We start from the raw sequence: 20,737 nt of genomic DNA on the forward strand, positions 1-20,737 counted from the left end.
TTTAGGCTGGGTGCATTGCTCGCACCAGCGCGGCCGGCGCCCCCAAGGGCGGCATACCCCGGTACACCAACGGCACGCGCTGCACATGGCATAGCAGCTCATAGGCAAGCGTGCCTGCGGCTTCGGCCACGGTGTTGACGGAGACTTGCGCGCCCCACAGCTCGACCCGGCTGCCAATGCCGGCCGAGGGCAGCAAACTCAGGTCTACGGTGAGCATGTCCATGGAGACGCGGCCTATGGTGCGGGCCAGGTGGCCGTCGATGGCCACCGGCGTGCCGGTGGGCACGCGGCGCGGGTAGCCGTCGGCGTAGCCAATGGCCACCAGGCCGACGCGGCAGGGCTGCTCGGCGGTGAAGCTGCCGCCGTAGCCCAGCGCATCGCCGGGGTGCAGCACGCGCGTGGCGAAGACCTCGCTCTCCAGCGTCATCACCGGGCGCAGGCCGTGCTCGGCATTGGCGATGGGGTCGGCGCCGTACAGCAGCACGCCGGGCCGTGCCCAGTCGCGGTAGGCGGCCGGCCAGGCCAGCACGCCGGCCGAATTGCACAGGCTGCGCGCGCCCGGCAGGCCGGCGGTGGCCTGGTCGAAGGCGGCGATCTGGGCCGCGGTGGTCGGGCAATCGGGCTCGTCGGCGCGGGCGAAGTGGCTCATGAGCACGATCTCATCCACGCCCTGACAAGCGGCCAGGCGCGCATGCGCCTCGTGCGCCGCGTGCAGCGGGAAGCCGGCGCGGCGCATGCCGCTGTCGAGCTTGAGCCAGATCTGCAGGCCGCGCACGGCGGCGGGCGCCTGCTCCAGCATGCGCAGTTGCTCGTCGTGGTGCACCACCAGCCACAGGCCCCAGGCGCGCGCGGTTTCCAGGTCGTGCGCGGCGAACACGCCTTCCAGCACCAGGATCGGCTGACGGATGCCGCCTTCGCGCAAGGCCAGGGCCTCGTCCAGGAAGGCCACGGCAAAGCCGTCGGCGAAATCTTCCAGCGCGCGGGCGCAGGCCAGTGCGCCGTGGCCGTAGGCATCGGCCTTGAGCACCGCCAGTGCGCGGCCGCCATGCCGTTGCCGCGCAAGCGTGTAGTTGTGGCGCAGCGCGGCCACGTCGATCAGGGCGCGGCTGGGGCGGCTCGATGGCGTCACGCGGCGGCTCCGGCCACGGTGGGCAGGGGTGCGCTGCTGGCGCGGCGGTAGCGGGCTATGGCCAGATCATCAGCGCGGATGCCGGGGCTGCGCCCGCCGACCAGGTCGGCCAGCAGCCGGCCCGAACCGCAGGCCATGGTCCAGCCCAGGGTGCCGTGGCCGGTGTTGAGGAACAGATTGGGGTAGCGCGTGGCGCCGACGATGGGCGTGCCATCGGGCGTCATCGGGCGCAGGCCGGTCCAGAACTTGGCTTGCGGCAGGTCGCCGCCGGGGAACAGGTCGTTGGTGACCCATTCCAGGGTTTCGCGCCGGCGCGGGTCCAGCCGCAGGTCGAAGCCGCCCAGCTCGGCCATGCCGCCGACGCGGATGCGGTCATCGAAGCGGGTGATGGCAATCTTGTAGGTCTCGTCCAGCACGGTGGATTGCGGTGCGCGGCTGGCATCCAGCAGCGGCACGGTCAGCGAATAGCCCTTGACCGGATACACCGGCAGGTCGAGCCCCAGCGGCAGCAGCGCGTCGCGCGAGTAGCTGCCAAAGGCCAGCACATAGCGATCCGCCGTCAGCACCTGGCCACCGCTGCGCACGCCGGTGATGCGGCCGCCTTCGGTGAGCAGGCCATCGACCGCGCTGCCAAAGCGGAAATCCACGCCCAGGTTGCGCGCCAAACCGGCCAGGCGCTCGGTGAAGAGCTGGCAGTCGCCGGTCTCATCGCCGGGCAACTGCAGGCCGCCGGCGAGCCGGTCACGCGCGGCGGCCAGGGCTGGCTCGACGCTGGCGAGCTGGTCGCGGTCCAACAGCGCAAAGGGCACGCCGCATTCCTTCAGCACGGCGATGTCGAGTTGCGCCGCGTCTACCTGCGCCTGGGAGCGGAACAGCTGCAGCGTGCCCTGGGTGCGCTGCTCGTACTCAATGCCGGTGTCTGCGCGCAGCTCGCGCAGGCAGTCGCGGCTGTACTCGGCCAGCCGCATCATGCGTTCCTTGTTGATGGCGTAGCGCCCGGTGCTGCACTGCGCCAGCATGGCGGCGATCCAGCGCAACTGGAACAGGCTGCCGTCGGGCCGTACCGCCAGCGGGGCGTGGCGGCGCTGCAGCATCCACTTCAGCGCCTTGAGCGGGATGCCCGGCGCGGCCCAGGGCGTGGAGTAGCCGGGCGACACCTGGCCGGCGTTGGCAAAGCTGGTTTCGCGCGCGGGGCCGTCCTGGCGGTCGAGCACGGTGACTTCCGCACCCGCACGGGCCAGGTAGTAAGCGGTGGAAGTGCCGATGACGCCGCCGCCAAGGACAAGGACTTTCATGGTGTGTGCTCTGGATTCAGTGGATTCCGCAACTTTAAGAAAGGTGATGCAGTGGATTCCATGGTTATTCTGGTGAAATGCTGGCCAAGCCACTGTTTTTGCGGTGCATCCGCCCGCCTGGAAGTGAAATGCCCGAACTCGACCGCACCGACCGCAAGATCCTCGACCTGCTGCAGCGCCAGGGCCGCATGTCCATGACCGAACTGGCCGAGCAGGTGGGCCTGTCGGCCTCGCCTTGCACCGAGCGTGTGCGGCGCATGGAGCGCGAGGGCGTCATCACCGGCTACCACGCGCGTGTCGCCCCAGAGGCGCTGGGCAAGACGCTGCTGGTGTTTGTCGAGATCAAGCTCTCGGCCAAGTCTGGCGACGTGTTCGAGAAGGTGCGGCGCGAGCTGCTGCACATGCCCGAGGTGATGGAGTGCCACCTGGTGTCGGGCGACTTCGACTACCTGGTCAAGTTCCGCCTGCGTGGCATGGGCGAGTACCGCCACCTGCTGGGCGACATCCTGAAGAAGCTGCCAGTGACGGCCGAGTCGCGCAGCTACGTGGTGATGGAAGAGGTCAAAGAGAGCCTGTTTCTGGCGGTGGACCGCTGAGCTTCTGTTTTACTGTCGCCTTGCAGCCCTCCACACCTTTTTGACAAGGACACTGGTATGAGCATTTCGATCCACCGCGACGGTACCTCCGGCACGCGCCACATCCTCAAGATCCGCAACCATGAGATCGCGGTCGATGTCCCTGCGGCGCTTGGCGGCGAGGACGCCGGCCCCGAGCCGCATGATCTCTACGACGCATCGCTGGCGGCCTGCAAGGCGCTCACCGTGCTGGTCTACGCGCGCCGCAAGGGCATCCCGGTGGAAGACATCGAGGTCGTGGTCGACCGCGACGACAGCGAGGAGCGCAAGGGCGTCTACCGCCTCAGGTCCAGCCTGCGCCTGAGCGGTGATTTGACCGAGGCGCAGCGCGAGGAACTGCTGCGCGTGGCGGGCAAGTGCCCGGTGCACAAGCTCATGACCGAGGTGAAGACCGAGATAGAAACCGGCTGGCTCTGACGCTCAGAGCAGCGGCGCGTCAGCCTTGCCAGGCTCCGCCGACGACACGTCGAACATCCTGGTGAAGTCGCAGCACTCCTGCGCCAGCATGACGATGGAGGAAATCAGCGTGCTTCGCTGCTCGCCCTTGTACATGGCCACGTACTTCATTGGCGGCGGTGCGGGAGTGCTGGGCACCACCATCAGCGAGCCGTTCGCCACCATGGGCGCCAGGCATTTCTCAGGCATGCAGCCAATCCCCAGGCCGGAAGCCGTGAGGCCCATCATGGCCACCAGGTTGTTGACGATGATGACATTGGACGGCTGCACGCCCAGGGCTTTCATCCAGCTGTTGTGGGCCGTGCCGGCGCCTGATTTGCTCCCCTGCAGCAGCAGGCGGCGCGTGGCCAGCTCATGCAGGCGAAACACCTTGCCGGCCTCGACAAAGCCCGGCTTGCACATCCAGACGTTGGAGAATTCCCCGATGACCTGGCTCGGCAGGTGTACCTCTGAGAAAACGTCCGGCACCAGCACCATGTCCAGCTCATCCGCCAGCAGCTTGTCTTTCAGGCTGCCGCTGGCGTCCACATCGGGCTCGATCGTGACCTTGGGGTAGTAACGCTGGATGGCCTCGACCAGCCGGTGCAGCCAGGTCATGGCGGTGAATTCCGTCACGCCGATGCGCACCCTGCGCTCGATGACTTCGGGCTTGCCGATCTGGTCGATGGCCAGGTCCCTTTGCTCCAGCAGCTTCCTGGCCAGAACAAACATCTCTTCCCCCTTTTCCGTCAGGCGCGCCGTGCGCTGCGTGCGGTCGAAGAGCTGAAGGTCGAAGCTGGTCTCCAGCTCTTGCACCCGCTTGGACACGGCAGAGATGGATGTGTGCAGTTTCTGGGCCGCCTGGGAGAAGCCACCCAGTTGCACCACCCAATAGAGGGCCTCTAACTGCTTGAAGGTCATCATGGCTAGGCAATACCCTGGTTGGTTTCCTTTTTTTCCACAAAACCGAGTGGAAAAAATCGCTTTTTGAAATTTTAGGCAACTTTCACAATGCCGTCGTTGAATTGAACGAGGCATTGGCGAGATGGTTTCTTCTGGTTTTTCAGTCCACCCGGCGCCGGCCCTGGCACCGGAAGAGGTGTTGGCGCGCTTCGCGCAAGTGGCCACTCCGCATGTCAGCGACAACCTGCAGCGCCTGAGCGGCATCGTGGGCCTGCGGCGCTTCCACCGGCAGCGCAAACTGCTGGGCACGGCCATCACGGTCAAGACCCGCCCTGGCGACAACCTGCTGGTCTACAAGGCCCTGATGGGCGCCCGCCCGGGCCATGTGCTGGTGATCGATGGCGGTGGTGACACCACCAATGCCCTGGTCGGTGAACTCATCATGCTTTATGCGCAGCAGCGGGGTTGTACGGGCATCGTCGTCGACGGCGCCATCCGGGACACAGCCGCCTTCCGTGACGCGGACTTCCCCTGCTATGCGCGCGCGGCCAGCCACCGCGGGCCCTACAAGAACGGGCCTGGTGCGGTCAACGTCCCTGTCTGCGTGGGCGGGCAACTGGTCCAACCCGGCGACATCGTGCTGGGCGACGAGGACGGCATCGTGAGCTTTCCGCAGTCCGATGCGCCGCGCCTGCTTGCCGCCATAGAACAGACCGCGCGCTTCGAAGAGGCCATCAAGGCCGAGATCGCCAATGGCCGGGTCGAGCAATCCTGGCTCACCAAGGCGCTTGGACCACACGGGCTTTGAGCCTGCCGGCCATCCCGTTGTCTTCCCCCATTTTTTGGAGCACTTGTGAGCACTTTGTTGGCCCAGCGCCTTGGTGGCGTCAAACCCTCGCCCAGCATGGCGGCCAAGACCCGCGTGGATGCGCTGCGCGCCGCCGGGCGGCACATCATCGATTTCACCATTGGCGAGCCTGATTTCCCGACCCCACGCCACATCGTGGACGGCGGCGTGGCGGCCCTCATGGCGGGGCATACCCGCTACACCGCCTCCAGCGGCACGCCCGCCCTGCGGCAGGCGATTGCCGACAAACTGCTGCGCGAGAACGCACTGGCGTTCAAGCCCGAGAACATCGTTGTCGGCAATGGTGCCAAGCACATCATCTACAACGCCTTTGCCGCCACGCTGAACGAGGGCGATGAGGTCATCGTGCCCGCGCCGTACTGGGTGTCTTACCCCGACATGGTGGCGCTGCATGGCGGCAAGCCGGTCGTCGTGCCAAGCCAGGCGAGTGATGGCTTCAAGCTGACGCCCGCGGCGCTGGAGGCGGCCATCAGCCCGCGCACGCGCTGGCTGGTACTCAACACGCCCAACAACCCCACGGGTGCGGTCTACACCCGCCATGAACTGGCAGCGCTTGGGGATGTGCTGCGGCGGCATCCGCAGGTCTGGCTGCTGACGGATGAGATCTACGAGCACTTCGTCTACGGCGATGCCGAGCATGTCTCACTCTTGAACGTGGCCCCGGAGCTGGCCGGGCGCACCCTGGTGATCAACGGTGTCTCCAAGGCCTATGCCATGACGGGATGGCGCATTGGCTATGGCGCGGGCCCGGTGGCCTTGGTCAAGGCGATCACCATGCTGCTGTCCCAGAGCACCTCCTGCCCCAGCGCGATGTCCCAGGCGGCTGCGGTGGTGGCGCTCGATGGCCCGCAGGATTCGGTAGCGGACGCCGCGGCCTTGTTCGGACGGCGCAGGGACCGCATGGTGCAACTGCTGCAGGCGCTGCCGGGTGTTGACTGTTCGCCGCCGGATGGCGCCTTCTATGTCTTTCCCAGCGTGGCCGGATTGATCGGGCGCGTCACGCCCACGGGGACCGTGCTGGCTTCCGACGTTGATGTCGTGCACTACTTCCTGGAGCATGCCAGCGTGGCCACCATCGATGGTGCCTCGTACGGGATGCCCCAGCACCTGCGCATGTCCTTTGCCACCTCGATCGAGGTCATCGAGCAAGGCTGCAGCGCCCTGCAGGCCGCACTGCGCGATCTTTCCTGAAGCCCCCTCGTTCTCAAAAAGCTGTCTGGAGCGTACCCATGAAGAAAACCGTTTCGACCCTTGTCGCCGGCGCCTGCCTGGCCTTGCTGGCCAACATGGCCTGGGCAGACCAATTGGCGGATATCAAATCCAAGGGCGTGTTCGTCTGCGGCACCCTGGGTACGGCGGAGCCCTTCAGCTTCTCCAATGCGCAGACGCGCGAGGTCGAAGGCTATGACGTGGACTTCTGCCGGGCACTGGCGAAGTCGCTCGGCGTTAAGCTGGAGCTGAAGCTCATCTCCGTGGCGGCGCGCGTCCCCGAACTGCAGCAGGGCCGGGTCGATGCCGTGATTGCCAACCTGGGATGGAGCCCCGAGCGGGCCGAGCAGATCGCCTTCAGCGACCAGTACTTTGCCAGCGAGCAGAAGGTGGCGGCGCGCAAGGACAGTGGCTTCAGCAGCCTCAAGGACCTGAGCGGCAAGCGCGTCAGTGCCGTCAAGGGCTCCAGCTCAGAGCAACTGGTGCGCAAGCTGATTCCGGGGGCGAGCACCATCACCTTCCAGGACCCTCCAAGCGCCTTCCTGGCGATGCAGCAAGGCAAGGTGGAGGGGTTTGCCTTGTCCGAGCTCAACCTTGTGAAGTTTCGTCAGCAGTCCGAAAGCACCGTGCCCATCGTCATGCTCGAACCCTCGCTGGTGCTGGAGCCCTGGGGTGTCGGCATGCGCAAGGAAGAGACGGGCTTCATTCAGCACGTGAACACCACGCTGCGGGCGATGGAGAAGTCCGGCGAAGCGCTGCAGATCTTCAACAAGTGGCTGGGCGCGGGGACTGCCTACAACATGCAGCGCGGCTTCAAGATCGAGCCGATCAAGGGTTGATCCGCGCGCTGCAACAAGGGAGCAACTGTGGGTAGCAAGCTCGACTTCTCGGTGCTGTTGCGGGGTGAATACCCGCAGTGGATTCTGAACGGCGTTCTCACCATGTTCGAGCTCACGCTCCTGGCATGGCTGTTTGCGATGGCCCTGGGGACCGCGCTGGCGCTGGTGCGCATGGGCGGCGGCCGCGTGGCAAAAGCCGCCGTGGCGGGCTATGTCGAGTACCACCAGAACGTGCCCATGCTGGTGCAGGTGTTCCTCTGGTACTTCGGCATGCCGGCGCTGTTGCCGCCATCCTGGCAGCAATGGCTCAATGCACACAACAGCGAGTTTCTTCTGGCCTTCATCGCCATTGGCATGTGCATGGCGGCCTATGTCTCTGAAGGCTTGCGCGCGGGCATACGGTCCATCCCCAAGTCGCAGCTGGAGGCGGCGCGCGCCATGGGCCTTTCGTATCTGCAGGCATCGCGCCTGGTGGTGATCCCGCAGGCGCTGCGGATCGCACTGCCCACCCTGGTGAGCCATACGGTTCTGCTGTTCAAGAACACCAGCCTGGCCATGACTGTGGGCGTGGCCGAGCTGACCTACGCCACACGGGAGATCGAGAGCCAGTCGTTCAAGACCGTGGAGGTGTACTTGCTCTCGACCATGATTTATCTGGGCGTATCGGTGCTGATCATGATCGCCGGTGCTGGCCTGGAAAACCGCTACCGCATCCGAGCGAGGTAAGCCGTGGACAGCCTCTTTTCCATCCTGCGCGAGTACGGCGTGCTGCTTCTGGTTGGCCAGTATCCGAGCGGGCCGCTGGGCGGACTGGCAATCACCCTGGTTCTGTCCGTGCTGGGACTGCTGTTGGCGTTTCCCCTTGGGGTTGCGATCGCGCTGGCGCGCATCAGCGCATTCGGCTGGCTGCGCAGGCCTGCGGCGGCGCTGATCTATGTGGTGCGCGGCGTGCCGCTGCTGATGTTCATCTTCTGGGTCTATTTCTTCGTGCCTGTGCTGATCGGGCGCACGGTGAGCGGTTTCACCACCATGGTGATCACCCTGGTGATCTACCAGGCGGCCTATCTGGCCGAAATCGTGCGCGCCGGTATCGAGGGCCTGCCCAAAGGCCAGACCGAAGCCGCGCGTGCGGTAGGGCTGAGCTATATGCAGACCATGGTGAAGGTGCTTCTGCCGCAGGCGCTCTACAACATGGTGCCGGCGCTGGTCAGCCAGTTCGTCTCGACCATCAAGGAGACCTCGCTGGGCTACGTGATCAGCGTGAACGAGGTGACCTTTGCGGCCAACCAGATCAACAGCTCGCTCATGACGCAGCCGTTTCAGGTGTACTTCATCCTGGCGCTGATCTATTTCTGCCTGTGCTTCTCGCTGACGCAACTGGCGCGTTTCCTGGAGCGCCGCATCACCGCGCGGCGCGAGAGCAACTGCCGCATTGCGCCAAACCAATCCACTGTTGCCATATGAACATGCCGCAGAGCAAGCCGCCCCTGATCGCCTTCCAGGACGTCAACAAGTGGTACGGCGAGTACCGCGCCTTGCACGGCATCAGCGCCGATGTGCGCAAGGGCGAAGTCGTCGTGGTGTGCGGGCCTTCGGGCTCGGGCAAGTCAACGCTGATCCGTACCGTGAACCGCCTGGAAGACATCCAGAGCGGCAGCATCCACTTCGACGGCCAGGACGTGAACGAGCCCTCGCTGGACATCAACAGCTTTCGCAGCCAGGTCGGCTTTGTGTTTCAGAGCTTCAACCTGTTCCCGCATCTGTCGGTGGCGCAGAACATCATGCTGGGCCCTGTCAACGTGCGCAGGCAGAAGCGCGCAGAGGCCCGCGCCCGCGCGTTGGAGCTGCTCGAGCGTGTGGGCCTGGCCTCGAAGGCCGATGCGTTTCCCGGGCAGTTGTCCGGCGGCCAGCAGCAGCGCGTGGCCATCGCCCGGGCCCTGGCCATGGACCCACCGGCCATGCTCTTCGATGAACCCACGAGTGCGCTTGATCCAGAAATGGTGGGCGAGGTATTGCAGGTGATGAAGTCGCTGGCGCGCGAGGGCATGACCATGATGTGCGTCACGCACGAAATGAACTTTGCCCGCGAGGTGGCAGACCGCGTCTGGTTCATGGACCATGGCAGCCTGGTGGAAACCGGCTCGCCGCAGGAGTTCTTCTCAAACCCCAGTAGTGAGCGGGCACGCAGGTTTTTGGCCGATCTGCGCTCGCACTAGTGTCGCGTCAAGCGTGAGGTGAAGGATGGGTGCGAAGGCATCGGCGTGCAGCGCAAGGCGCAGGCCGCAGCCCAGGCTTTACGCCTGGGCAAGGGCTGCAACGCAGCGATGCGCGGCGAGGGCAAGCGCACACCGGCAGATCATGCTTGACGCGACACTAGTGTCGCGTCAATCCTAAAACGTCGGGAGAAGACAATAGAGGGATGGAGCATTACACAGTCAATCTGAGCCCGGAAGAGCGGGAGCAACTGAGCGCGCTGACACGCAAGGGAGCGCACAAGACAAGCGGAGTGATCAATGCCTTGATCCTGCTCAACTGCGACCGCTCGCACAGCAGCCGCGAGCACAAGACCAACAGCGAGATCGCCCAGTTAATGGGCGTGAGCGAGCGCAAGATAGACCGGCTCAAGAAGCGCATGGTGGAAGAAGGTCTGCCAGCCGCACTGCAGCGCAAGCGGCCCGAGCGCAGCTACCTGCGCAAGATCGATGGCGAGCTAGAGGCTCGCCTGATCGCCCTGAGCTGCGGCGAGCCTCCGCAGGGCAGCGCCCGTTGGAGCCTGCGACTGCTGGCCGATCGGGCGGTCGAGCTCTCCTACGCAGACAGCCTGTCGCACGAGACGGTGCGCAAAACCCTTCAAAAAACGAACTCAAGCCCTGGCGCAAGATTGGCTGGGTGATCCCGCCCAAGGACAACGCGGCCTTCGTGGCGGCGATGGAGCAAGTGCTTGACGTCTACTGCCGCCCCTACGACCCCGCACACCCGGTGGTGTGCATGGACGAGACGCCGCGCCAACTGATAGGCCAGACGCGCCAGCCGATAGAAGCTGCACCTGGGCGGCCTGCGCGCGAGGACTACGAATACGAGCGCCAGGGCCACTGCAACGTCTTCATGGCCTGTGAGCCATTGGCGGGACGGCGCATCACGCAGGTCACCGAACGCAAGACAAAACCCGACTGGGCGCACTTCGTCAAGGAAATAGCCCAGGCCTGGCCCGAGGCGCAGCGCATCACCCTGGTCATGGACAACTTGAACACCCACACTGCGGGCGCACTCTACGAGACGTTTGTGCCCGAAGAGGCCAAGGCATTGTGGGATCGCTTCGAGTTTGTCTACACGCCCAAGCACGGCAGTTGGCTCAACATGGCCGAGATTGAACTCAACGTGATGATTGGCCAATGCCTGGACCGGCGTATCGACTCTATCGAGACCATGCGCTCGGAGGTTGCCGCCTGGCAGCAGCGCCGCGACAACCTCAAGGCCAAGATCAACTGGCAGTTCACCTCTGAGGATGCTCGGGTCAAGTTGCTCAGGCTCTATCCGACTATTGAGGCTTGACGCGACACTAGGGCCTGGCTGCGCGCGCACGGCCGGCCCGCAGCGCCTTGCGGTTCTTTCTGTCCTCGCCCAGTCCTTCGGCCAGCACATCCGCAAACTGCCGGTGCAACTCCGGCAATGGCCGGCCCTGCACGGCCAGCACCTGCAGCATGCGCTGGCGCATCGAGGCATCGGAGAAAGGCACGGCCACCAGCTGGCCGCTGGCCACCAGGTGCATGCCGGTGTGAAAGCCGGCGATCATGATCTCGTCCGCGCGCAGCTGCGCCAGCAGCAGCGATGACGAGTTGCAGGTGCAAGAGGTGCGGTACTGCAGGCCCTGCACGCTGCAGGCCATGTCGAACAGCTGGCGCCCGGTCATGCCGCGCGAGCCCAGGGCCAGCGGGTGCCGCACCGCCTCGGCCACGCTCAGCTTGGGCTGCCGCGCCAGCGGGTGGCCGGGCAGCATCAGCGCGTAGAGCGGCGCGCGCATGCTGTGCAGCACGGCCAGGCCGGGTTCGGGCTCTACGCAGTACTTCAGGCCCAGGTCCAGCTCGCCTTGCTGCAGCCGCGCGCTGACCTCGGCTGGCGGCAGCACGTGCAGCTCGACCTGGATCTGCGGGTGCGTACTGCGAAAAGCCTGCAGCACGCGCGGCATCAGGCCGGCGGCAAAGCCTTCGGTGCAGGCCACGCGCACCTGCTGCGCGGCCTGCTCGGCCAGGCCCTGCAGCCGGCGCGCGACGCGGTCGGCTTCTTCATGGCTGGCGCGCAGGTGGGCCAGCAGGCTGGAGCCGGCCTCGGTCGGCGCCATGCCGGAGGCCTGACGCTCGAACAGAGGCAGGCCCAGCGCGTCTTCCAGCTTGCCGATTTGCCGGCTCACCGCAGACGCCGCCACGTGCAGCCGGCGCGAGGCGCCACTGACCGAGCCGGCCTCTGCCACTTCCAGAAAGTAGCGCACCGGGATGCTGAAGAACTGCAGCTGCATGAGGGTGTCGTTCTCTTTAAGGCAACGAGGCTTGCTTAATCTCTCATTGTTGCATGGCCTATCCGGTCCCAGACTTGCTTGTCTGCTCATCAAAACCTGCCCCACATGCACCGCGACCACTGCCTGTCCCTTGCCGCCGCCTATTTCGACGACGGCCGTTTCCGCCACGATCTGCAGCGCCGCGTGGCCCTGCGCACCGAGAGCGATACCGGCAGCGCGCCGCCCGCGCTGGCGCACTACCTGCACGAAGACATGGTGCCGGACCTGCAGCGCCTGGGCTTTGAATGCAACGTGGTGGACAACCCGGTGCCGGGCGGCGGCCCCTTCCTGATTGCGCGCCGCATCGAAGACGCGGATTTGCCCACCGTGCTCACCTACGGCCACGGCGACGTGGTCAGCGGCCAGGACAGCCAGTGGCGCGCCGGCCTGAACCCGTGGGAACTGACGGTGGAGGGCGAACACTGGTACGGCCGCGGCACCGCCGACAACAAAGGCCAGCACACGGTCAACCTGGCGGCGCTGGAGCAAGCCATTGCCGCGCGCGGCGGGCGCCTGGGCTACAACGTGACGGTGCTGCTGGAGATGGGCGAAGAAGCCGCCTCGCCCGGCCTGCGCGAAGTCTGCACGCTGCACCGCAAGGCACTGCGCGCCGATCTGTTCCTGGCCTGCGACGGGCCGCGCGTGCAGGCCGGGCGGCCAACGCTGTTTCTGGGATCGCGTGGCGCGATCAACTTCAGCCTGCGCCTGAAGAGCCGCGATCGCGGCTACCACTCGGGCAACTGGGGCGGCGTGCTGGCCAACCCGGCCACCATCCTGGCCCATGCCGTGGCCACGCTGGCCGACCGGCATGGCCGCATCACGGTGGATGCCTTGCGGCCGCCGGCCATACCGGCATCGGTGCGCCGCGTGCTGGCCGATGTGCCGATCGGCACTGACCCAGGCGACCCGGCCCTGAGCGAAGGCTGGGGCGAGCCGGGCTTAAGCCCGGCCGAGCGCCTGATGGCCTGGAACACGCTGGAGGTGCTGGCGCTGGGCGCCGGCACGCCGCAGCGCCCGGTCAACGCCATCCCGCCCGAGGCCGTGGCGCACTGCCAACTGCGCTTTGTGGTGGGCACGCGCTGGCAAGAGCTGCAGTCCATCGTGCGCGCGCACCTGGACGCCCATGGCTTTGATGAGGTCGAGGTGCAGATCACGCTCACCGGCGCCGCCACGCGGCTGGACCTGGACAACCCCTGGGTGGCCTGGGCCGAGGACTCCATCGCCCGCAGCAGCGGCCAGCGGCCCACCGTGATCCCCAACCTGGCCGGTTCGCTGCCCAACGATGTGTTTGCCGAGCTGCTGGGCCTGCCCACGCTGTGGGTGCCGCACTCTTACCCGGCCTGTGCCCAGCACGCGCCCAACGAGCACCTGCTGGCGCCCATCGCGCGCGAAGGCCTGCAGATCATGGCCGGCCTCTACTGGGACCTGGGCGAGGCCGGCACCGCGCCCTGGCCCGTAGCCGCTTGAGCCCACGCTTCTCTCCCACCATTCCCGCAGGAGTTCCCATGACCCGTTCCATGCCTTTGAACCGTCGCCAGCTCTGCATGGCCGTTGCCACCCTGGCGGGCAGCGCCGCGCTGCCCGCGCTGGCGGCCGACGCCTGGCCGGCCAAGCCGATCAAGCTGGTGGCGCCGTTCTCGCCCGGCGGCGGCACCGACATCGTGGCGCGCGCCCTGGCGCAGAAGCTCACCGTGCGGCTGGGCCAGCCGGTGGTGGTCGAGAACAAGCCCGGCGCGGCCACCGTGATCGGCACCGACGCCGTGGCCAAGGCCGAGCCCGATGGCTACACGCTGCTGGTGTCGGGCTCGACCAGCTACACGGTGAACCCGGCGCTGCGGCCCAAGCTGCCCTACGACCCGACCAAGGACCTGGCGCCGCTGGCCATGATCGCGCGCACGCCGCTGGTGCTGTGCGTGAGCGCGTCCTCGCCCTACCACTCGGTGGCGGAGTTGATCGCTGCCGCCAAGGCCGCGCCCGGCGCGCTCAACTACGCCACCTTTGGCGCCGGCTCTGCGCCGCACCTGGCGGGCGAGCTGTTGTCCATCACCGCCGGCATCAAGCTGCAGGATGTGGCCTATCGCGGCAGCTCCAACGCCATGATGGCGTTGATCGGCGGCGAGCTGCAGCTGCACCTGGACTCTGCCGCCAGCGTGGTGCCGCAGGTCAAGGGCGGCAAGGTCCGCGCGCTGGCCATCCTTGGCCCCAGCCGCGCCAGCGCACTGCCGCAGGTGCCCACCATGGCCGAGCTGAAGATGCCCGAAGCCACCTTCGACGCCTGGTACGCCATAGCAGCCCCCGCCCGCACGCCCAAGGCCGTGCAAGACCGCCTGCTGCGCGAGATCACCGCCGCCATGGCCGAGCCCGACATGAAGACGCAGCTGCAGACCCAGGGCATGGACGCCGTGCTGCTAGGGCCGCAGGCGTTGCGCCAGCAGATCGACGATGAGATCGCGCGCTACCGCGCACTGGCGCAGCGCGCGCATATCGTGGTGGATTGAGTGCGGCGGCACTTTTGAATAAAAAGTGCCTTTTGCCCAGGTGGGGCCTGGGCTTCTAGCTATCTATTTGATAGTTATGAATTCAAGGCCCCACGCGCCACAGCCTCCGCCACCTTGATGCCGTCGACGCCGGCCGACAGGATGCCGCCCGCGTAGCTCGCGCCTTCGCCGGCGGGGTACAGGCCGCGCACGTTCAGGCTCTGGAAGTCTTCGCCGCGCGTGATGCGGATGGGGGACGAGGTGCGTGTTTCCACACCGGTCAGCACCGCGTCGGGCAGGTCAAAGCCCTTGATCTTGCGGGCGAAGGCCGGGAAGGCTTCGCGCATGGCTTCGATGGCGTAGGCGGGCAGGGCGGCGTGCAGGTCGCCCAGGCGCACGCCGGGCTTGTAGCTGGGCTGCACCGTGCCGAATTCGGTAGAGGGCCGGCCGGCGACGAAGTCGCCCACCAGTTGGCCCGGCGCCTCGTAGCTGCCGCCGCCGAGTACGAAAGCATTGGATTCGAGCTGGCGCTGCAATTCGATGCCGGCCAGCGCGTGGGGCTTGCCTTGCGCCTCGGGTGGTACATCGATGTGCTGGTAGTCGCTGGGGTAATCGCTGGGCTCTATGCCCACCACGATGCCGGCATTGGCGTTGCGCTCGTTGCGTGAGTACTGGCTCATGCCGTTGGTGACGACGCGGCCGGGCTCGCTGGTGGCGGCGACCACGGTGCCGCCCGGGCACATGCAGAAGCTGTAGACGGATCGCCCATTGCTCGCGTGGTGCACCAGCTTGTAGTCGGCCGCGCCCAGCAGCGGGTGGCCGGCATGCCGGCCCCAGCGCGCGCGGTCGATCAGGCCCTGCGGGTGTTCCACCCGAAAGCCGATGGAGAAGGGCTTGGCCTCGATGTGCACGCCGCGGCGGTGCAGCATCTCGAAGCTGTCGCGCGCGCTGTGGCCCAGCGCCAGCACCACGTGGTCGGCGCGCAGTTGCTGTACGGCACCGGTGGCCTGGTCGAGCACGGTAAGGCCGCGCATCTGCCCGTCTTCGATCTGCACGTCGGTCACCTTCTGCTCGAAGCGGATCTCGCCGCCCAGCGCCACGATTTGCGCGCGGATGTTCTCCACCACCTTCACCAGCTTGAAGGTGCCGATGTGCGGGCGCGCGACGTAGAGGATCTCTGGCGGCGCGCCGGCCTTGACGAACTCCTCCATCACCTTGCGGCCCAGGTGGCGCGGGTCCTTGATCTGGCTGTAGAGCTTGCCGTCGGAGAAGGTGCCGGCGCCGCCTTCGCCAAACTGCACGTTGGATTCCGGGTTGAGCGTGTTCTTGCGCCACAGGCCCCAGGTGTCGCGGGTGCGTTGGCGCACGGTCTTGCCGCGCTCCAGCACCAGTGGCTTGAAGCCCAGTTGCGCCAGCACCAGTGCGGCAAAGATGCCGCAGGGCCCGAAGCCGACCACGATAGGCCGCAGCGGCAGGCCAGCCGGCGCGGCTGGCGGCGGGTACCAGGCCATGTCGGGCGTGGCGGCAATGTGCGGGTGCTTGTCGTGGCGGGCCAGCAGCGCGGCCTCGGCGGCCGGGTCGGTCAGGGTCACGTCGACGATGTAGACCTGCAGCAGGTCCACCTTGCGCGCGTCGAAGCTGCGCTTGTGCACGTGGACCTGGGCAATGGCCTCGGGCGCAACGCCCAGTGCGGTGGCAACGGCCTGGGGCAGGGCCAGCTCGGCGTGGTCGAGCGGCAGCTTGATTTCTGAGAGGCGGATCATGTGCGGCGGGCCCGTGGTGATCGGGCAGAAGGTTCGCAAGGGGCGCACATGATACGGGAGCGCGGACGGCGCCGTGGCTACCGAAACAGGTCGAACAGGTCGTCAGGAATGGCGTCGGCTTCGGCTGCCAATTGGCGCTGGTGCTTGAGCCAGTGCTTGAGGCCTTTGATGTCTTCCAGCGCCTTGCGCTGCAAACGCATCTGCTGGATGTCACGCTGCAGCTGCAGCGTCTGGCTGCGCAATTGGCCTGGCAGTTTGGCCGGCGTCAGCCGGTCGTAGGGCGATAGCCCAAAGCGGTAGATGAAGGACCGCTCGGTGTCCAGCGCTTCCTGCTGCAGCTCGGACAACTGCTCGGCCAGCACCTGGTTGTAGCGCCGCAGCCGCTCTTCGCCCAGGCCCTGGATGTGCTGCTGGTCGATCTGCTCGACCTCCAGCTGCAACTGCAGCATGTCCAGCAGATTGTTGCTGGCATAGGCCTGGTTCACGCGCTGCATCAGCGCGGTTTTGCGTTCGCGCTCTTGCGGGTCGGTTTCGCGGTCGGGGTGCAGGGCGCTGGCCAGCTTGCGATAGACCTCGCGCACCGACTGGCCGATTTGTTGCTGCTCTTGCTGCTGGGCCTGCTCTTGCTGGATCTGGCGCGCGGTTTTCTTGCGCTTGCTGCGGTGCTGCTCTTGCGCGGCGGCAGCCTCTGCCTGCCGGGCCTGCATTTGTTCCTGCAGGCGCCGCAGCATCTCGTCGGGCGAATCCAGGTCCAGGTCGTCGCCCAGCTCCACGCCAAAGCTTTCCTCGACCTGGGCCTTGATCGCTTCCCGCGCCTCTTGCTCGCGGGCGTCGAAGTCGCCGTCGGCGCTGTGCCGGTTGTAGAGCGCCTTCATGGCCTCGTCTTCTGCGCCGCCCATGAGGCTCTCGGCCAGCTCGCAGACCAGTTCGCCCAGGGTTTGGCGGTCGGCTTTGCTCAGTCCTTTTTGGTCAGAGGCCTGATCCAGAAAATGCACCAGGTCGATGTGCAGTGCGCGGTAGGTGCCCGCCAGCGGTTCGAAGTTCTGGGCCCGGCGCTGCTGGTAGGCGGGAATGGCCTCTTGCCAGTCGGCCAGCAGCTTGCGCTGCACCTCGATCTTGCGGATCAGGGTGTTGAATTTCTTCTGCGCTGGGGACAGCGTGGCTTGCCCGGGCTGCGGGGCAATGCTGAGGTGGGAAAGCGATGTCATGTCAAAGGGGCGGGCGCTTCTGTGCCGCCAAAGTTTGCTTCGAAAATAATAGCTATAAGCCCAGGTGGGTATTGGGATAGAGTCATATTTTCTTCTTAATCCGGCAAAAAGCCTTCCACCGACAGGTAACGCTCGCCGGTGTCGTAGTTAAAGCCCAGCACCACGGCCTTGGCCGGCAGCTCGGGCAGCTTTTGCGCAATGGCGGCCAGGGTGGCGCCGGACGATATGCCGACCAGCAGGCCTTCCTCACGCGCAGAGCGGCGGGCGTATTCGCGGGCCGGTTCGGCATCGACCTGGATCACGCCATCCAGCAGCGAGACATCCAGGTTCTTGGGGATGAAGCCCGCGCCTATGCCTTGAATGGGGTGTGGTGCCGGCGCGCCGCCAGAGATCACGGGCGAGGCGGTGGGCTCCACCGCAAACACCTGCAGCCTGGGCCACTTGGCCTTCAGCACGCGGGCCACGCCGGTGATGTGGCCGCCGGTGCCCACGCCGGTGATCAGCACGTCGATGCCATCAGGGAAGTCGGCGATGATTTCTTGCGCCGTGGTGCGCACGTGCACCTCGACGTTGGCCGGGTTTTCGAACTGCTGCGGCATCCAGGCGCCGGGCGTGGCCGCGACGATTTCTTGCGCGCGGGCGATGGCGCCCTTCATGCCATTGGCGCGCGGCGTCAGGTCAAAGCTGGCGCCGTAGGCCAGCATGAGCCGGCGGCGCTCGACCGACATGCTGTCGGGCATCACCAGCACCAGCTTGTAGCCCTTGACGGCCGCCACCATGGCCAGGCCGATGCCGGTGTTGCCCGAGGTCGGCTCGACGATGGTGCCGCCGGGCTGCAGCGCGCCGCTTTGCTCGGCGTCTTCCACCATCGCCAGCGCGATGCGGTCCTTGATCGAGCCGCCGGGGTTGCCGCGCTCGGACTTGATCCAGACCTGCTGCGGTGCACTACCGAACAGGCGGTTGATGCGGATGTGCGGCGTGTTGCCTATGGTCTGGAGGACGGTGCTGGCCTTCATGGGTCTCCTGTGCGGTGGCTGAATGGAGCGCCATTGTGGCGCTACGCGCGTGCCGACAGTCCTGGCCGCAGTGGTGTTCTCCAGCGCTCGGCCAGCAACACGCCGGCGATGGTCAATGCGCCACCAACCGCGTGATAGGGCGCCAGCGCCTCGCCCAGCGTGAGCGCGGCGATCAGCGCGGTGAGCAGCGGCATCAGGTTGAAGAACAGGCTGGCGCGGCTGGGGCCGATGCGGGCGATGGAGTGCATCCACAGCAGCGTGGCGCCCATGGATGCCATCACGCCGGCATACAGCACCAGCGGCAGGTTGGTGGCAGACAAGCCCGTGCGCGACGACAGCAGATACAGCGGCAGCAGGGCAATGATGGCCACCACGATCTGCGCATAGAGCAGTTGCAGCGCGGGAATGGCGCGCAGGTCCCATTTCTTGAGCAGGATGGCGTAGGCGGCATAGGCCAGCACCGCCAGCAGCATCAGCGCATCACCCGCGCCGGTGCCGCTGGCCACCAGGCTGTGCAGGTGGCCACCCGATACGACGATCAGCACGCCGCCAATCGACAGCAGCGCGCCCACCACCGCGCCCGCGGTCAGGCGCTGGCCCAGCAGCGGCACCGACAGCGCCAGCACCATGACCGGGATCAGCGCATTGATGATGCCCATGTGCGTGGCCGTGGTCAGGTAGGCCGCGTAATAGGCCAGGCTCTGGCAGATCACCATGCCGAGCAGGCCCAGCACCACGATTCGGCCGGCGTGCGGGCGTATCGCCGGCCAGTTGCGCAGCACCGGCCGCAGCATGAAGGGGGTGAACAGCAGGCCGGCCACCAGCCAGCGGTAGAAACTGATTTCGGCAGCGCCGATGCTGCCGGCCGCCATCTTGCTGACGACGGTGTTGCCAGACCAGATCAGCACGGCCAGCAGGGGAAAGGCGTATTGCCACATAGCGCAGAGTTTTGAGAGTCGGCCGCTATCATCGCCGTGTCTGTCCTGATGGGTATAGCTCATTTGGGACATATCGCCTGGAATGTAGGACAGCCATGGACCCCTTGAGCTTGAAGATCCAGGACCTGGAAGGCGTGCCCGGGTCGGTCTACTTTCGCTATGACGAATTTGGCACCGGCAGCCATGCGGCGGCGCACAGCCATGCCTGGGGGCACCTGAACTACGCCGCCCACGGCATGCTGCAGATCGACGCCGATGGCCAGCGCCTGCTGTCGCCACCGCAGTACGCGATCTGGATACCGCCGCAGGTGGTGCACAGCTGCTATGTGCCGCACGCCGTGGTCTACCGCGCGGTCTACCTGGCGCCGGATCACTGCGCCGATCTGCCGGCCGAGCTGTGCACGCTGCAGATACGCCCCATCGTCAAGAGCATCCTGGCCGACTTTGCCGAGCGCCAGTTGCACGTGCCCGAAGACGCCGCCGACCTGCGCCTGGCCCAGGTGCTGGTGGACCAACTGGCGCGCTCGCCGGTAGAGCGCAACTACCTGCCTTTTGCCAGCACACCGGCGTTGGCCCATGTACTGACCGCGCTCATGGCCGAGCCCGGCGACCACCGCTCGCTGGCCGACTGGGCGGCGCATGCGCACACCACCGAGCGCACGCTGGCGCGCCACTGCCAGCGCGAGCTGGGCATGTCGCTGGGCGACTGGCGCCAGCGCCTGCGTTTTCTGCGCGCCATCGACGCGCTGGAGGCCGGCCGGGCGGTGCAAGAGATCGCGTTTGACCTGGGCTACGGCACGGCCTCGGCCTTTATCGCGATGTTCCAGCGCCAGTCCGGCAGCACGCCGGAACAGTACCGGCGCGAGTACGCGGTCTGATGCGCGCCGCGGCCTACCAGCGCCGCATCGCTGCGCCAGCTCGGCAGGTGGCCGCCATTCTGGTGAGTGGAGAGTTATTCGCATTTGCGATGGGCCGGTTTCTCAGGGAGCTGCAGCCCTTCGCCTGGCATTCCCCCGCCGCCGTTTCGCTGCGGCCACACGTGTTCGAGGCGTGAGCGGGCAATCAGCCACTTGCCGTCGATGCGCCTGTATTCATCCGAATAGATTCCCAGTAGCAGCAGCGGATTGGGGTCGGCCTTTGGCGCGGTCTCGAAGTCGATGAGGTAGCAGCGGCCTTCGGCACGGTCCGGGCTGAGCACCTTGATCCAGTGGTTCGTCACCGCGTGCATGAATGGATAGCTGCCCTGCTTGTCGCGGTCGTACTCCTTGAAGGCGGCGGCCAGACCTTGCTTGATCTCCTGGCGGCCGTTCCATTGGCCGCGGCCGGTGTCGGCCACAGCATCCACAGCAAAGATTTCGTCGAGTTTCTCCGGAAGGTTGCCATCAAGAAAATGGGCGTAGAGGTTGCGCAGGTTGCGGATTTCTTCGTGGTCCAGAAGTGCGTTCAGTTTGTCGTTCATGGCTTTTTCCA

The 20,737-nt window shown here is 66.3% G+C and carries 21 protein-coding genes and 1 pseudogene; 13 read left to right on the forward strand and 9 right to left on the reverse strand.

The annotated features are described in order from the left end of the window. Position 1 precedes the first annotated feature (1 nt). Both alr and AAFF27_04495 read right to left on the reverse strand, forming a co-directional pair. Positions 2-1,129, reverse strand: coding sequence for an alanine racemase (alr, locus tag AAFF27_04490; protein ID XAH24457.1), 1,128 nt, complete (start codon positions 1,127-1,129; stop codon positions 2-4). Continuing rightward, positions 1,126-2,523, reverse strand: a pseudogene (locus tag AAFF27_04495) (D-amino acid dehydrogenase). Before AAFF27_04495 ends, alr begins: the two are co-directional and overlap by 4 nt. Before the next feature lie 29 nt (positions 2,524-2,552). Between AAFF27_04495 and AAFF27_04500 the strand changes: the two are divergent. Next, a complete protein-coding gene (locus AAFF27_04500) occupies positions 2,553-3,020 on the forward strand; it encodes a winged helix-turn-helix transcriptional regulator (GenBank protein XAH24458.1) in 468 nt (155 codons plus the stop codon). Between the two features lie 57 nt (positions 3,021-3,077). Beyond that, entirely contained in the window at positions 3,078-3,476 is a 399-nt protein-coding gene (locus AAFF27_04505) for an OsmC family protein (protein XAH24459.1), read from the forward strand. A gap of 3 nt (positions 3,477-3,479) precedes the next feature. Here AAFF27_04505 and AAFF27_04510 read toward each other — a convergent pair whose 3' ends face one another. Then, complete coding sequence (locus AAFF27_04510; GenBank protein ID XAH26158.1) at positions 3,480-4,415, reverse strand: LysR family transcriptional regulator; 936 nt, start codon at positions 4,413-4,415, stop codon at positions 3,480-3,482. Positions 4,416-4,539: 124 nt separating this feature from the next. On the opposite strand from AAFF27_04510, the gene AAFF27_04515 reads away from it, so the two are divergent. The 8 genes from AAFF27_04515 (at position 4,540) to AAFF27_04550 (ending at position 10,865) form a co-directional block, all read left to right on the forward strand. Next, on the forward strand, positions 4,540-5,205 hold the full coding sequence (locus AAFF27_04515) for an RraA family protein (GenBank protein ID XAH24460.1): 666 nt from the start codon (positions 4,540-4,542) through the stop codon (positions 5,203-5,205). Between the two features lie 54 nt (positions 5,206-5,259). After that, complete coding sequence (locus AAFF27_04520) at positions 5,260-6,456, forward strand: pyridoxal phosphate-dependent aminotransferase (GenBank protein ID XAH26159.1); 1,197 nt, start codon at positions 5,260-5,262, stop codon at positions 6,454-6,456. Between the two features lie 38 nt (positions 6,457-6,494). Continuing rightward, complete coding sequence (locus AAFF27_04525) at positions 6,495-7,313, forward strand: ABC transporter substrate-binding protein (protein ID XAH24461.1); 819 nt, start codon at positions 6,495-6,497, stop codon at positions 7,311-7,313. A gap of 27 nt (positions 7,314-7,340) precedes the next feature. After that, complete coding sequence (locus tag AAFF27_04530) at positions 7,341-8,039, forward strand: amino acid ABC transporter permease (GenBank protein ID XAH24462.1); 699 nt, start codon at positions 7,341-7,343, stop codon at positions 8,037-8,039. 3 nt (positions 8,040-8,042) lie between these two features. Beyond that, positions 8,043-8,777 carry an amino acid ABC transporter permease gene (locus AAFF27_04535; protein ID XAH24463.1) on the forward strand — a complete coding sequence of 245 codons (735 nt, stop codon included), beginning with the start codon at positions 8,043-8,045 and terminating at the stop codon, positions 8,775-8,777. Between the two features lie 23 nt (positions 8,778-8,800). Beyond that, positions 8,801-9,529 (forward strand): amino acid ABC transporter ATP-binding protein, encoded by a 729-nt coding sequence (locus AAFF27_04540; GenBank protein XAH26160.1) that lies wholly within the window; start codon positions 8,801-8,803, stop codon positions 9,527-9,529. A gap of 18 nt (positions 9,530-9,547) precedes the next feature. Beyond that, the gene (locus AAFF27_04545) at positions 9,548-9,679 is read left to right on the forward strand and encodes a hypothetical protein (protein ID XAH24464.1); all 132 of its coding nucleotides are present in this window, start codon (positions 9,548-9,550) and stop codon (positions 9,677-9,679) included. Positions 9,680-9,732: 53 nt separating this feature from the next. After that, positions 9,733-10,865, forward strand: a protein-coding gene (locus tag AAFF27_04550) for an IS630 family transposase (GenBank protein XAH24465.1) whose coding sequence is annotated in 2 segments (ribosomal slippage) — positions 9,733-10,165 and positions 10,165-10,865 — 1,134 coding nt in all. Because the reading frame shifts where the segments join, the coding sequence is not laid out codon by codon here. Positions 10,866-10,872: 7 nt separating this feature from the next. Here AAFF27_04550 and AAFF27_04555 read toward each other — a convergent pair. Beyond that, complete coding sequence (locus AAFF27_04555; protein ID XAH24466.1) at positions 10,873-11,826, reverse strand: LysR family transcriptional regulator; 954 nt, start codon at positions 11,824-11,826, stop codon at positions 10,873-10,875. 105 nt (positions 11,827-11,931) lie between these two features. Between AAFF27_04555 and AAFF27_04560 the strand changes: the two genes are divergently transcribed. Then, positions 11,932-13,332: a M20 family metallopeptidase gene (locus tag AAFF27_04560; GenBank protein XAH24467.1), complete on the forward strand. Its 1,401-nt coding sequence runs from the start codon at positions 11,932-11,934 to the stop codon at positions 13,330-13,332. A gap of 38 nt (positions 13,333-13,370) precedes the next feature. Beyond that, positions 13,371-14,363 (forward strand): tripartite tricarboxylate transporter substrate binding protein, encoded by a 993-nt coding sequence (locus tag AAFF27_04565; protein ID XAH24468.1) that lies wholly within the window; start codon positions 13,371-13,373, stop codon positions 14,361-14,363. A gap of 74 nt (positions 14,364-14,437) precedes the next feature. Here the strand turns inward: AAFF27_04565 and AAFF27_04570 are convergent, their stop codons facing one another. The 4 genes from AAFF27_04570 to AAFF27_04585 form a co-directional block, all read right to left on the reverse strand. Further along, positions 14,438-16,105: an NAD(P)/FAD-dependent oxidoreductase gene (locus AAFF27_04570; GenBank protein ID XAH24469.1), complete on the reverse strand. Its 1,668-nt coding sequence runs from the start codon at positions 16,103-16,105 to the stop codon at positions 14,438-14,440. A gap of 77 nt (positions 16,106-16,182) precedes the next feature. Beyond that, entirely contained in the window at positions 16,183-17,313 is a 1,131-nt protein-coding gene (locus AAFF27_04575) for a J domain-containing protein (GenBank protein XAH24470.1), read from the reverse strand. Between the two features lie 95 nt (positions 17,314-17,408). Next, the gene (cysK, locus tag AAFF27_04580) at positions 17,409-18,329 is read right to left on the reverse strand and encodes a cysteine synthase A (protein XAH24471.1); all 921 of its coding nucleotides are present in this window, start codon (positions 18,327-18,329) and stop codon (positions 17,409-17,411) included. Positions 18,330-18,370: 41 nt separating this feature from the next. After that, positions 18,371-19,267 (reverse strand): DMT family transporter, encoded by an 897-nt coding sequence (locus AAFF27_04585; GenBank protein ID XAH24472.1) that lies wholly within the window; start codon positions 19,265-19,267, stop codon positions 18,371-18,373. Between the two features lie 95 nt (positions 19,268-19,362). Between AAFF27_04585 and AAFF27_04590 the strand changes: the two genes are divergently transcribed. Continuing rightward, the gene (locus tag AAFF27_04590; protein ID XAH24473.1) at positions 19,363-20,145 is read left to right on the forward strand and encodes a helix-turn-helix transcriptional regulator; all 783 of its coding nucleotides are present in this window, start codon (positions 19,363-19,365) and stop codon (positions 20,143-20,145) included. A gap of 74 nt (positions 20,146-20,219) precedes the next feature. On the opposite strand, the gene AAFF27_04595 is transcribed toward AAFF27_04590, so the two are convergent. Then, on the reverse strand, positions 20,220-20,726 hold the full coding sequence (locus tag AAFF27_04595; protein XAH24474.1) for a nuclear transport factor 2 family protein: 507 nt from the start codon (positions 20,724-20,726) through the stop codon (positions 20,220-20,222). Positions 20,727-20,737: the final 11 nt, after the last annotated feature.

The sequence above is a fragment of the Xylophilus sp. GW821-FHT01B05 genome (assembly GCA_038961845.1).
In the GTDB taxonomy this organism is placed as follows: Bacteria; Pseudomonadota; Gammaproteobacteria; order Burkholderiales; family Burkholderiaceae_C; genus Xylophilus.